At 69.4% G+C, this 11,804-nt stretch carries 11 protein-coding genes; 7 read left to right on the top strand and 4 right to left on the bottom strand.

The window, feature by feature from the left end:
* Nucleotide 1 precedes the first annotated feature (1 nt).
* Entirely contained in the window at nucleotides 2–799 is a 798-nt protein-coding gene (locus tag KOF26_RS12340; protein WP_253201391.1) for a MotE family protein, read from the top strand.
* Between the two features lie 303 nt (nucleotides 800–1,102).
* Here KOF26_RS12340 and KOF26_RS12335 read toward each other — a convergent pair whose 3' ends face one another.
* On the bottom strand, nucleotides 1,103–1,504 hold the full coding sequence (locus KOF26_RS12335) for a hypothetical protein (protein ID WP_216325239.1): 402 nt from the start codon (nucleotides 1,502–1,504) through the stop codon (nucleotides 1,103–1,105).
* Between the two features lie 120 nt (nucleotides 1,505–1,624).
* On the opposite strand from KOF26_RS12335, the gene KOF26_RS12330 reads away from it, so the two are divergent.
* Together KOF26_RS12330 and KOF26_RS12325 are read left to right on the top strand one after the other, a co-directional pair.
* A complete protein-coding gene (locus KOF26_RS12330) occupies nucleotides 1,625–1,891 on the top strand; it encodes a hypothetical protein (protein ID WP_216325237.1) in 267 nt (88 codons plus the stop codon).
* Entirely contained in the window at nucleotides 1,888–3,723 is a 1,836-nt protein-coding gene (locus tag KOF26_RS12325) for a hypothetical protein (RefSeq protein WP_216325235.1), read from the top strand. Before KOF26_RS12330 ends, KOF26_RS12325 begins: the two co-directional genes overlap by 4 nt.
* A 366-nt stretch (nucleotides 3,724–4,089) precedes the next feature.
* Here the strand turns inward: KOF26_RS12325 and KOF26_RS12320 are convergent, their stop codons facing one another.
* From KOF26_RS12320 to KOF26_RS12310, 3 genes are read right to left on the bottom strand one after another with little or no spacing between them, the layout of a single operon-like run.
* A complete protein-coding gene (locus KOF26_RS12320) occupies nucleotides 4,090–4,995 on the bottom strand; it encodes a flagellin (RefSeq protein ID WP_253201390.1) in 906 nt (301 codons plus the stop codon).
* Between the two features lie 14 nt (nucleotides 4,996–5,009).
* Nucleotides 5,010–7,106, bottom strand: a complete 2,097-nt coding sequence (locus tag KOF26_RS12315) for a FlgK family flagellar hook-associated protein (RefSeq protein ID WP_216325233.1) — start codon at nucleotides 7,104–7,106, stop codon at nucleotides 5,010–5,012.
* Between the two features lie 52 nt (nucleotides 7,107–7,158).
* The gene (locus KOF26_RS12310) at nucleotides 7,159–8,454 is read right to left on the bottom strand and encodes a flagellar hook protein FlgE (protein WP_216325231.1); all 1,296 of its coding nucleotides are present in this window, start codon (nucleotides 8,452–8,454) and stop codon (nucleotides 7,159–7,161) included.
* Nucleotides 8,455–8,635: 181 nt separating this feature from the next.
* Between KOF26_RS12310 and KOF26_RS12305 the strand changes: the two genes are divergently transcribed.
* The 4 genes from KOF26_RS12305 to KOF26_RS12290 are packed head-to-tail and all read left to right on the top strand — an operon-like array spanning nucleotide 8,636 to nucleotide 11,795.
* Nucleotides 8,636–9,040 (top strand): flagellar biosynthesis repressor FlbT, encoded by a 405-nt coding sequence (locus KOF26_RS12305; protein WP_216325229.1) that lies wholly within the window; start codon nucleotides 8,636–8,638, stop codon nucleotides 9,038–9,040.
* Between the two features lie 18 nt (nucleotides 9,041–9,058).
* The gene (gene fliI, locus KOF26_RS12300; RefSeq protein ID WP_216325227.1) at nucleotides 9,059–10,402 is read left to right on the top strand and encodes a flagellar protein export ATPase FliI; all 1,344 of its coding nucleotides are present in this window, start codon (nucleotides 9,059–9,061) and stop codon (nucleotides 10,400–10,402) included.
* Nucleotides 10,399–10,812, top strand: coding sequence for a C20orf96 family protein (locus tag KOF26_RS12295; RefSeq protein WP_216325223.1), 414 nt, complete (start codon nucleotides 10,399–10,401; stop codon nucleotides 10,810–10,812). Before fliI ends, KOF26_RS12295 begins: the two co-directional genes overlap by 4 nt.
* Nucleotides 10,813–10,814: 2 nt before the next feature.
* Complete coding sequence (locus tag KOF26_RS12290; protein ID WP_216325221.1) at nucleotides 10,815–11,795, top strand: peptidoglycan-binding protein; 981 nt, start codon at nucleotides 10,815–10,817, stop codon at nucleotides 11,793–11,795.
* Nucleotides 11,796–11,804 lie beyond the last annotated feature (9 nt).

Genomic DNA, 11,804 nt, shown 5'->3' with positions numbered 1-11,804 from the left:
GATGGCCGCACAGAAGAAGGGCGGCGCCGGGTTGCCCGCCCGGACGACGAAGCCGGTGCCCATGCTCGAGCGGGTGATGCGTCGCCGGCCCTCGCCGCTGACCGCGATGATCGGCGTCGCCGGCGTCGCTGCGGTCGCCAATGCGGTGGCGGCGGTGGCCGCGCCCGATGCCGCGCCGATCCCGACGCGGCTCGGCGTGCAGATTGCGCAGAGCGCCGCCGACCATGATCAGGTGATGGCCAGCCAGCGCCGCGCGCTTGACCTGCGCGAGCAGGCGACCCGCGCCGCCGAGCAACGGCTGAAGGCAGAGCTTGCCGCGCGTCAGGCGCCCGCGCCGCAGGCGGGTGGCGCGCGTGGCGGCGGCGCCAATGGTGGCCAGAGCGGCACGCCGGACGCGGTCGACCAGCCCTATGACGATCTCGCGCGCATTTATCAGACGATGAAGCCCGCCCGCGCCGCGCCGGTGTTCGAGCGGCTCGACCTCGATGTTCAGATGCAGGTCGCCAAGCGGATGCGCGAGCGCAACACCGCGATGATCCTGTCGAGCATGAGCCCGCAGGCGGCGGTGCGCCTCAGCATGGCGCTCGCTGGCAAGCCGATCGGTCCGGCGCCGGAGGCCGCGCCGCAGCCGGTCGCCGCGCCTGCGCCTGCGCCGGCGCCCGTTGCCCAGCCCGAGCGTGCCCAGCCGCGCGGCAAGACCGCCGCGGCCCGCCCGCCGCTGACGCGCGCCGCTGCGCCGAAGCAGGCGGGCGCCGGCGCGCCCAAGGAAGAGATCACCCCGCCGCCGCCAAAGGCATAAGGAAGAGCGCCGGGGCGAGACGGGGACAGGCACGGGGCCTGCCCCGTCTCGCCCCGGCGCATCGTCACCTGACCTGTTCCAGGATCGGCGCAGCCCCGATCCGGGCGCTTGCGGCGGGGTGGATGCTGAACCCAGTTCAGCATGACGGGGGGTGCGGAACTGGCGCCCGGCAACAGTCCAGGCATCGTCACCCCGGACTTCGGGTCCGCCCGGGCGGAACCCCGGCATCTGCGGCCGAGGGGATGCTGAACCGAACTCAGTCTGACGGCGTAGGAAGACGGCTGCCCGGTGCGCGGAGATGTGTCAGGCGGGCTGTGCCTGGAGCCTGAGGATCAGCACGCGCGACACCTGCGGGTGCGACTTGCGCACGGCAGCGGAAAGATGCTCGCCAAGGCGTTTGGCGTCCACCGCGCGCAGGCCCGAGGCGTAGAGGCGGGAGAATTCCAGCGTCGCCGCGTACATTTCGGCGCGGACCATGGGCATGTCTGCACGCACCTGGTCCATCGTTGCCGGGTCGGCCGTCTCGATCGTCGCCAGCACCTTCACCGCGCCGTCGAGCCGGCTGGCGTCGACGATCGGGGTGGTGATCTCGGCGATCGGCATGAAGCCCGGCGCCGGCGAATCGAGCGGGTCTCCGGACGCCGCGACGCTGCCGCTGGTGACGGCGCCGCCCAGCAGCGCGGCAAACAGAACAGGCAGACGCATCGATAATCTCCGGGGGTAAACATGCACTCGATCACCACCGAATATCCTGGCGCCGATAAGCGTCCAGCAGCGATCACGTCCTATAATGGGGTAAAAGCTTGAACGACAGGTAAACAAAATATGAGCGACCGCAGGCCGGCCAAGGTCCGGGTCTATTCCGACAGCAGCCGGTCTGCCGCCGCGCCCGCTCCCGCGGGCGACGGCGCCGCGCCCGCGTCGGCCGGCTCGACACCGCAGCGCCGGCGCACCGATGCCGGCTACAAGGGGCAGGAGGGCGGCTCCGGATCGATGAGCAGCCTGTTGCTGATCATCCTCTTCGTGCTCGGCGCCGCCGGTGGCGGCGCGCTGAGCGTCGCCCTCAATCTTGTCGAGATGCCGATCCCATGAAGACCGCCCTGCTGCTCGCTTCGGCTGCTCTGGCCGCTACCCCCGCCGTCCGGCAGGCGCCGCTGCCCGCTGCGCCGGCCGCGCCGGTCGCCGCGCCCACGCCGGTGGCGTTCGCCGATCCGTCGCCGCAGGTTTCGGCCCAGGCGCGTATCCCCGGTTTCGCCGCCGATCTCGCCCAGCGCCCGTCGATCGCCGGGCCGGCGGACTGGCTGGTGGTCGCCGACGAGGATTCGTGGAAGGTGCTGGCCCGCGCCCATGGCGAGGCCCGGCAGGAAGCGCGCTGGGCCTATGCGCGCAGCCTGATCGGTCGCAATCGCGGCGCCGAGGCGATCGGCGTGCTCGACGTCATGCAGCAGGACGATCCCGACCTCGCCATGGTCGACAGCTTCCAGCTCGCCCGCGCCGTCACCCTCGTGCAGATGAACCGCCTGCCGGACGCGCTGGCGACGCTCAGCCGCCCCGGCCTCGCCGCCAATCCCGAGGCCTGCGCCTGGCGGATGCGTGCGCTTTCCCAGCAGGGCTTCGCCGCCCAGGCGCTCGGCGAGCTGCGTTGCGCACGGGAAGCGCTGGTCAAGCGGCCGCTGGCGAGCGGCACGCCGTTCCTGCTCGACGCCGCTCATGCCGCGGTGGCGGCCGGCAAGCCCGACGTCGCCCTGCGCCTGCTCGCCCAGCTGCCGGATCGCGATGCCGCCGCCAACCTCGGTCGCGGCCAGGCCTATGTCGCGCTCGGCAAGACCGCGGAGGCGCGGCTGCGCTTCGCCCGCGTCGTGCGCAGCGGCACCCGCCAGGAAAGCACCGAGGCCGCGCTCAGCCAGATCGAGGCGAGCGTCGCCGAGGGTTCGCTGAAGCCCGCGGCGGCACTGCGTCAGCTCGACGCACTGCGCTTTGCGTGGCGTGGCGACGCGATCGAGGAGCGGGCGCTGCGGCTGAGCTACAAGCTCGCCTCCGACACCCGCGACCTGCGCGAGGCGCTGTCCGCCGGCGCGACGCTGTTCCGCTTCTACGATCCGACCCGCCAGGGGCCGGATTTCGTCATGGGGCTGCAGGAAAAGCTGCTCGCCTCGCTCGATGCCGCCAATGGCCTGCCGCTCGATCAGGCGGCCGGGCTGTTCTGGGATTATCGCGATCTGACGCCGAGCGGCGCCGAGGGCGATGCGCTGCTCGCCAAGCTTGCCGATCGCCTGCAGACGGCGGGCCTTTACGGGCGTGCCGCCGACCTGTTCGAGCACCAGTTGTTCAACCGCGCCCGCGACCTGTCGCGTGGGCCGCTGTCGGTGCGGGTCGCTTCGCTGCGCATCCTTGCCGGCCAGCCGGATCGCGCGGTGATCGCGCTGCGCCGCTCGGCGCAGCAGGATTATACGCCGGACATGCTGCGGTCGCGCGCGCGTGTCGAGGCCGTGGCGCTGAGCCAGCTCGGCAAGGTGCAGGAAGCCTTCGCGGTGATCCAGGACCTGCCCGACGCCGGCTCGCTCAAGGCGGAGATCCTGTGGAAACGGCATGACTGGCAGGGGCTCGCCGCCGAGACCGCGGCGCTGCCGGCCAATGCCGCCGCGCTCAGTGATGTCGATCAGGCGATCGTGCTGCGTCACGCCATCGCCTATGCGATGATCGGCCGTGATGACGGCCTCGTCCATCTGCGCGAGCGCTATTCGATCGCCTTCGCCAAGCTGCCCACCGGCCCGGTGTTCGACATGCTGACAACCTCGATCGGCACCGTCGATCCCGACAAGCTCGCCCGCGCCATGGCGGCGATGCCGACGGCGAGCCCGGTCGGCGAGCTCGCCGCGCTCATCGACGCGCAGCCGCTGCCGGTTACCAAGAAGAAGGCGTGACAAGGAAAGGGCGCTCCGGATCGACCGGAGCGCCCTTTTTTTGTCGCGCTGGATTGGGTCGAGGGTCCGGCGGGGACAGGCTGCCGCGTTTGTGGATGAGTGGATGCCGGATCAGGTCCGGCATGACGGCACCGGGTTGGCGCCCGGCCGCCCGCAATTCGCGATCACCCCCGTACCCTTCGACAGCTTGACCGCGTGGTTCGGGGTCCACCGGGGCTCCGGAGGAGGTGGAAGAGTGGATGCTGGAGCAAGTCCAGCATGACGGGGCCGCGCGGCCGCCGGCGATGCCTGCGCGAGCGCCGTCGCTCGTGCGCCAACGGCAAGGAACGCGCGAGGCGAGCGGTCTGCCCGCCCGCCCCTCAGCGTTTACAGATAGTTCGCCAGCGACAGATTGGCGATCTTGGCGAACACCGAATAGCTCGCCGACAGCATCGTCTGGCCGTTGGTGATGTCCAGCGCCACCTGGCCGAGATCGGCGTCCTCGGCCTTGCCGATGACGGTCTTCAGCATCTTGGTGCGATCCTCGCCGCGCGCGGTGACGGTGTCGACCTCGGCCTGGAGGCGGCCATTATTGGCATTGGCCGTGCGGACGTCGGCAAGCCCGTCCTCGATCTGCTTCATCGCGGTCTTCACCGCGTCCATCTGCGCGTCGGTGGCCTTTTCGCCGAACGGCCCGGCCTCGGCGAGGGTGCGGAACGCAGCGATGATATTCTTGCCGACATCGCTGGCGACGACGCCATATTGCATCGTGTTGTCGTTGGAGACCTGGGCGGACAGCTTCACCTGGTCATTGTTGAAGGCGTCGTTCGGATCCAGGCCGATCGTGTCCTGCAACGTCGCAGGCTTGACCGGGGTGGACCCGGTCATCGAGCCCGCGAAGATCGGCTGGCCGGCGACGGTGGTGTTGAGCGCGGTGCGCACGCTGGCGAAGGTCTGCTCGATCGTCGTCTGCAGGCCGTAGGTGTCGCCCGAGCCGACCACATCCAGCATCGCCTTGCGCAGGTCGGACATGTCGCCGTCGACCGCGGTGAGCGAGGTGTTGTAATAGTCGAGCGTGGTGCCGACCTGCGACGTCACCGTGTCCTGTGCCGCCTGCCGGGCCAGCATGTTGCGGGCCGACAGCACGCGCGTGGTGTCGAGGCCGAGCTCGGCGTAGCTGTTCGCCTTCTTCTGCGTGTTCATCTGATCCAGGCTATTCGCAAGCTTCGCCTGCGTGTTCTGGATCGAGTTCGACATCGTGTACTGAATAGGAAGGGTGGCAACGCGGTTCATTGTCTATACTCCCTTTACACCATCTCGACGAGGGTGCGGTACATCTCGCTGGCGGTGGTAACCACACGCGCAGCGGCGGTGTAGCTGTTCTGCAAGATGACCATCTGCGACAGCTCCTCGTCTATATTCACCCCGCCGAAATTGTCCCGCCGCGTCTGCGCATCGAGGCGGCGGCTGGATGCATCCTCATAATTGGTCTGCGCGATCGCCGCGTCGGAGCCGGCCCGGCCGAGCAGCTGCGCGGAGAAGGCGTCGATCGTCGTCATGCCGTCCTTGCCGAAATCGGCGGCGGACTGGAGCTGGTCGACAAAGGCGTTGGCGCCGCGCATGTCGCCGGGGCCGACGGCCTTCTGGCCGACCGGCACGTCGAGCTGGAGCCGGGCGAGCGGCAGGCGGCCCGGATTGTTGAGGATGTCCTCGCGCACCGCCGCGCTGTTGAGCCCGCTGGCGTTGCCGGACATCCCGAACATCGACGAGAAGGTGACGCCGGTGCCGGCGCGGCTGGTCGAATCGACGGGCACGGTGATCGTCGCGCCCGCCGAGTTGGAGTTGGGCGCGAAACGGATGCGGCCCTCGCCATCCAGCGAGAACACGCCGTAATTGCCGACATCGCTGCCGTTGAGGCTGTTGACCATGTCGCCGACGCTGCCGCCGGCGGCCGGCGACAGCGTGTAGCTGGCGACCAGCCGCCCGCTCGAATCGCGCAGCGCCACCTCGGCGGTCTGGCCGGCGGCGAAGCCGTGCGGGTCGCCGGCCTGGAGGCCCGAAGGCACCAGCGCGCTGCTGTCGCTGCGCACGACATCGTTCATGCCGAAGAATTGGGAGAAGCCCATGCCGGCACGATCGCTCGGCGCGGTCGCGTCCTGGGCGATGGCGATGCCGTTGCCGGCGGTGTTGGCGGTGATGGAGAGCACGCCCTTCGCATCGATCGCGGCGGTCGCGGTGCTGCCGAGGCCGGCGTTGATCGCAGCGACGGCGTCGTCGATCGTCGCAGTCGGGCCGAGCGCGTCGAAATCGACCGTCGTCTTGGAGACGAGCGTGCCGTCCTGGCCGAGCACGGCGAAGGTCGCCTTGCCGGTGAAGCCGAGCCGGTCAGCGCCGACCAGCCCGTTGGGGCGGCCGGTGAGGTCCGGTGGCGGGGGCAGGGTGGTGCCCTCGTTGCTGACCTTGTTGAGCGAATCCGCCATGCCGGAGAAGAGCTGGCCGAGCTGCTCCTTGAACTGCGGCAGCGCACGGTCGCGCAGATCGAGCAGGCCGCCCAGCTTGCCGCCGACCGAGGAGGAGTCGATGCTCTCGCCGGTCGATGCGGCAATATTGCCCTTGTCGTCGGTGAAGCGGATGTCGATCGGCGGGTAGGTCGCCTGAGCGTCCGCGTCCACGGAGGCCGGATAGCTCAGCTGGCGCAGCCGCTTGTCGAGCAGGGTCTGCCCGCTCGACGTCTCGATGACGACGCGGCCGTCGGTCTGGTTGCGGACATTGACCTGCATCAGCCCGCTCAGCTCCTCGAGCGCGGCCGCGCGGCTGCTCTCGGCGCCGGGGGCGCCGCCGACCGGGTTGGAGCGGGCGATGACGTCGTTCAGGCTATGGATCTGCTTCAACAGCACGTTGACGCGGCTGACCGTCTGGCCGACCTCGGTCTCGACATCGCGGCGCAGGTCATCGACGTCGCCGCTGACCTGGCCCATGGCGTTGATCGCGTCCTGGATGTTGCCGGTGAACGCCCCCACCGTCTGCGGCGAACCCTGCACGCCGGTCATCGCCCCGGCGGCGCTGGCGATGGCGTTCAGCCGCTCGGCGAGGCCGCCGGCCGAGCCGGGCGCGCCGAGCAGCGCCTGCAGGCGGTCGAGATAGGAAGAGGTGACCTCCGACTGCCCCATCGCGCCGCCGTTGCGATAGACGGCGTTTTCCAGGAACGAATCCGCCACCCGCTCCGGCTGGCCGACGACCACGCCCTGAACCTGCCCCTGCGAGGCTGCCGTGCTGACCGAGACACGGGTGCGGGCATAGCCCGGCACATTCGCGTTCGCGATATTGTTGGACACCGTCCCCAGCCCGGACTGGGACGCGGAAAGCCCGCTGATGGCGGTGTGGAAAATATCGTTGAGCGACACGGGTCCGGTCCTTTGCGGGGCGGGTCAGGGAAGGGCGGCAGCGCGGCCGGGATCAGCGCTTCATGTTGCTGAGTTCCTGGAGCATGTCGTCCACCGTGGTGATGATCTTCGAGGACGCGCTGTAGGCGCGCTGGAAGAGGATCATGTTGGTGAATTCCTTGCCGAGGTCGGCGGTCGAGCCCTCGAGCTGGCCGGCCGCGATCTTGCCCGAGCCCTGGGTGGCGGCGGCGTTGATGATCGCGGTGCCGGAATTGGCCGACACCTGATAGGCATTGCCGCCCATCGCCTTGAGCCCGTCCGGATTGTTGAAGGTGGCGATCGGCAGCTGATAGACGGCGCGCATGGTGCCGTCCTCGAACACGGCGCTGACCACGCCGTCGTCGGAGATCGACACCGAGGCGACGGCAGACGGGCTGCCGCCGTCCACGGTGGAGCTGCGCAGGTTGGACGGCTCGGAGCTGGTGGTCAGGCCGTCGCGGTTGCCCGGCGTGCCGAGGCCGAGGCTGATCGGCTGCGAGCCGGCGCCGTTGGTCCAGCTCGGCGTCGCCGTCGCCGGCATCGTGCTGGCGTTGAGCGTGCCGTCGCCGTTGAACTTCACTTCGCCGCTGGCGAGCAGGCCGTTCGCCTGGGTGACGTCGGTCGCCGGATTGGCATAGACCTCGACCTTCCAGGTGTTCACGTCGCTCTTGATGAAGCCCATCGTCACCTGATGCGCGTTGCCCTGCGCGTCATAGAGGGTGAACGGGCGCGAGAATTGCGGCGGGACCGTGTTGGTCGCCATGTCGCCGGCGGCATAGCCGGCGGCGCCCGGAGAGACATCGGCGTCGGACTCGAGGTTGAGGCTGACGTTGAACTTCGTCGTCGGCTGGGCCGCGCCCGACACCTTGTACGGGTTGACCGGCTGCAGCGCGTTGAGGTCGCCATTATTGGCGAAATTGCCGCTGTCATCGAGCGGCCAGCCCTGGAGGTAGTAGCCGGCCGCGTTCTTGAGATTGCCTTCCTGGTCGCGCGAGAAGTTGCCGGCGCGGGTATAGGCGACCTGGCTGTCGGCGGCGGTGCCGGAGCGCACGATGAAGAAGCCGTTGCCGTCGATCGCCATGTCGGTGTTCGACGTGCCGGCCTGGAACGACCCGGCCTTGGAGATGAGCGACTGCGGCGACACTTTCACGCCGCCGGCGACATAGGTCGAGCTGGTGGTTCCGCCCGCCACCATCGTGCTGAAGTTCGCCTGCGCGGACTTGTAGCCGATGGTGTTGACGTTGGTGATGTTGTCGGCGACCGTCGCCATCGCGGCCGCTTCCGAATTCAGGCCCGAAACGCCGGCGTACATCGCGGAATAGAGGCTCACGTCTGTCTCCATGCATAGTGGTTCGACGGGCGCGTGGCGCCAGCCGGGTTCCCACGATCATTGTAGGAGGCGGCGAATGGCCGCCAAACATAGGCAAAATTTTCCGCATCGCCGGCGCGTCCGCGGCACGGCGCGGCCACCTATAATGGGAACAACAGATTATGATCCCCGAGGAATTGTCATGACTCTCCGCATCTCCCTTCGCGATGGCGAGCGCATGGTCGTCAACGGCGCCGTGGTGCGCGCGACGGGCCGGGTGAACCTGTGCGTCGAAAACACCGCCACCATCCTGCGCGGCCGTGACGTGATGACCGCCGAGGAGGCGAACACGCCGGCGCGGCTGCTCTATTTCGCGTGCATGATGGCCTATATCGATCCGGACAATGCCGCCCGCCATCGCGACGCGATCGTGTCGCGCATCGGCGATCTGATGGGCGCGCTGGAATCGCCCGAGGCCAAGCGGGTGTGCATCGCCTTCGCCCAGAAGGCGGCGCTGCTCGATTTTTATGGCGCGCTTACCGATTGCCGGTGGCTGATCGCCTATGAAGCTGAGGCGATGGCAAGAATCCCGGCTGCCGCAGAGTAAGAGTAAAGGACGCTTATCGTGCTGTCGCTGGCCTCAGCTGCATCGGGCTTGCGCGCCCTCGAGCCCGATCTGCGCTTCGGCCGGGTCGTCGCGGTCCGCGGCGCCCTGATCGAGGTGGAGGGGCTTGCCGGCGCCGCCCAGATCGGATCGCGCCTGCGCATCGCATCGCCTTCCGGCGTGGTCGATGCCGAGGTGACCGGGCTCGACCGCCACATCGCCCATTGCCTGCCGTTCAGCGATCCGCAGGGCATCGCCTCCGGCGCCAAGGCGGAGCTGACCGCCGGGCAATTCTCGATTCGCCCGTCGGAAAGCTGGCTCGGCCGCCTCGTCGACGGCCTCGGCCGGCCGGTGGACGGCAAGGGACCGCTGATCGCCGGCGCCGTCCCGCGCCCGATCAAGGCGAGCCCGCCGCAGGCCTCGAGCCGCGCCCGCGTCGGCCACAAGATCGAGACGGGGGTGCGCGCGCTCGACGTGTTCGCGCCGCTCTGCGTTGGCCAGCGCCTCGGCCTGTTCGCCGGTTCCGGCGTCGGCAAGTCGACCTTGCTGTCGATGCTGGCCCGGTGGACGGATTGCGACATCGCGGTCATCGGTCTGGTCGGCGAGCGTGGCCGCGAGGTTCAGGAATTCGTCGAGGACGATCTCGGCCCGGAAGGCCTGGCACGAAGCGTCGTCGTCGTTGCCACCTCCGACGAGCCGGCGCTGATGCGGCGGCAGGCGGCGTGGACCACGCTCGCCGTCGCCGAGCATTTTCGCGATCAGGGGCTGCACGTCCTCTGCCTGATGGATTCGGTGACGCGTTTCGCCATGGCGCAGCGCGAGATCGGGCTGGCGAGCGGAGAGCCGCCGGCCACCAAGGGCTATACGCCGACCGTCTTCGCCGAGCTGCCCCGCCTTCTCGAGCGCGCCGGGCCCGGCCTGCCCGGGCAGGGCTCGATCACCGGGCTGTTCACCGTGCTGGTGGATGGCGACGATCATAACGAACCGGTCGCCGACGCCGTGCGCGGCATCCTGGACGGCCACGTCGTCATCACCCGCAAGATCGCCGAGCGCGGCCGCTATCCGGCGATCGACGTGCTCAAATCCGTGTCGCGCACCTTGCCGCAAGCGCACAGCGAAGCGCAGAACGACACCCGCCTCGCCGCGCGCCGCCTGCTGTCGACCTATGGGGACATGGAGGAGATGGTGCGGCTCGGCGCTTACAAGGCCGGATCGAGCGAGGAAGTGGACCGCGCCGTGGCGCTGGCGCCGCGAATCGAGGACGCGATCAACCAGCGCAAGGACGATCGCGGCAGCGCCGTGGCGACCTTTGCCGCGATCGACCGATTGATGAACGGCGACGTCGCCGAAGCGGAGGCCGCATGAAGACGCCCTATGACGCCGCCGCGCGCGTCCGCCAGCGCGAGATCGACGATCTGCGCAAGCTGATCGACGCCGAGCGCGGTCGCCTCGCCCAGATCGACAAGAGGCTGGAGACGATCGCCGCCGCGCTGGTGCGCGAGGCGCGCCTGGCCGCCGACGATCCCGCGCTCACCGCCCAGGCCTATATGGACCTGCTTCGCGCCGAGCGCGCGCGCCTCGTCGCCGAGAAGCCGGTGATCGAGGCCCGCCTCGCCCAGCTGCGCGACCAGACCGCCGAGGCTTATGGCGCGCTGCGGGCAATCGAGACGGCCGCTGCCGATTATCGGCATGAGGCCGAGCGCATCCTCGCCAATGCCGAGCAGACCATGCTCGACGACATCGCCGCGACCAGCCTGTTCCGGCGGAGCGCCTGATCGTGATTGCCCGCTACGATGCCACCCAGCTCGCCGCCGCGCAGAAGGCCGACCTGATCCTCGCCACCGCGCGCGCCGATCTGTCGAACAGCCTGTGGCAGGCGGCGCTGGGCGTGGACCGTGGCGCGGCGACCGCTGCCGGTGCCCAGGGCGGACGCAATGTCCAGGGCATGTCGCTGGATTCGCTGCTGGCGATGCTCACCAGCCAGGCCGACGAGGCGGCGCGCCCGCGCGAACTGGCCAAGGCCGCCGAGCGGGCCGATGCGGCGCCCGCGCCTGCCGAGGGGCTGCCGGGCGGCGAAGTCAGCCGCGACGGACTTGGCGCCAATGTCGATCTCGCGCGTCATCTCACCGCCGCCGCCGAGCGCACCGGCATCCCTTCCGCCGTGCTCGCCTCGATCGTCGATGCCGAGGCGGCCAAGGATGCCGATGGGCGTTGGCGCATCTTCTCGCGCAATCCGCGCTCCAGCGCCGCCGGCCTCGGCCAGTTCCTCAGCGGCAGCTGGGAGACGCTGGCCGAGCGCCCCGGCACCTGGCTCAACCAGCTTGCCGAGGCGAATGGCTGGCTGAACGAACACGGCCATGTCCGCGGTCGCTCGCGCTCGGCGCTGCTTGAGCTGCGCTATGATCCTCAGGCCGCGATCAACGGCATCGCCGATTACGCCCGCGACAATCTCGACCGGCTGCGCGCCGCCGGCGTAGCGGTGGATGGCAATGCCGAGACCACCGCGCGCGCCGCCTATCTCGGCCATCATCTCGGGCTCGGCGACGCGATTCGCTTCCTCAAGGACGGCATCGCCTCCGGCCGCGCCCGCCACCTTCTCGATGCCCAGATCGGGCATGAAGCCGCGAATCGGAAGATCGCCGCCTATGGCGATGCCAGCGCCGCCCACCGTGCCTGGCTGCTCGGTTACATCGACCGCAATGTTCGACCAGAGCGATTCGCGATGATGGTAAATCCTGTAAGTGCCCGATCGGCCTAGTGTTTTCCC

Source organism: Sphingomonas quercus (genome assembly GCF_018863195.1).
Taxonomy (GTDB): Bacteria; Pseudomonadota; Alphaproteobacteria; order Sphingomonadales; family Sphingomonadaceae; genus Solisphingomonas; species Solisphingomonas quercus.
This window is presented reverse-complemented; position numbering and strand designations above follow the sequence as displayed.

Coding starts and splice junctions, on each gene's coding strand:
- KOF26_RS12320 (WP_253201390.1), bottom strand. CDS start 4,995: ATGAACCGCGTTGCCACCCTTCCTATTCAGTACACGATGTCGAACTCG.
- KOF26_RS12340 (WP_253201391.1), top strand. CDS start 2: ATGGCCGCACAGAAGAAGGGCGGCGCCGGGTTGCCCGCCCGGACGACG.
- KOF26_RS12295 (WP_216325223.1), top strand. CDS start 10,399: ATGAAGACGCCCTATGACGCCGCCGCGCGCGTCCGCCAGCGCGAGATC.
- KOF26_RS12330 (WP_216325237.1), top strand. CDS start 1,625: ATGAGCGACCGCAGGCCGGCCAAGGTCCGGGTCTATTCCGACAGCAGC.
- KOF26_RS12305 (WP_216325229.1), top strand. CDS start 8,636: ATGACTCTCCGCATCTCCCTTCGCGATGGCGAGCGCATGGTCGTCAAC.
- KOF26_RS12325 (WP_216325235.1), top strand. CDS start 1,888: ATGAAGACCGCCCTGCTGCTCGCTTCGGCTGCTCTGGCCGCTACCCCC.
- KOF26_RS12335 (WP_216325239.1), bottom strand. CDS start 1,504: ATGCGTCTGCCTGTTCTGTTTGCCGCGCTGCTGGGCGGCGCCGTCACC.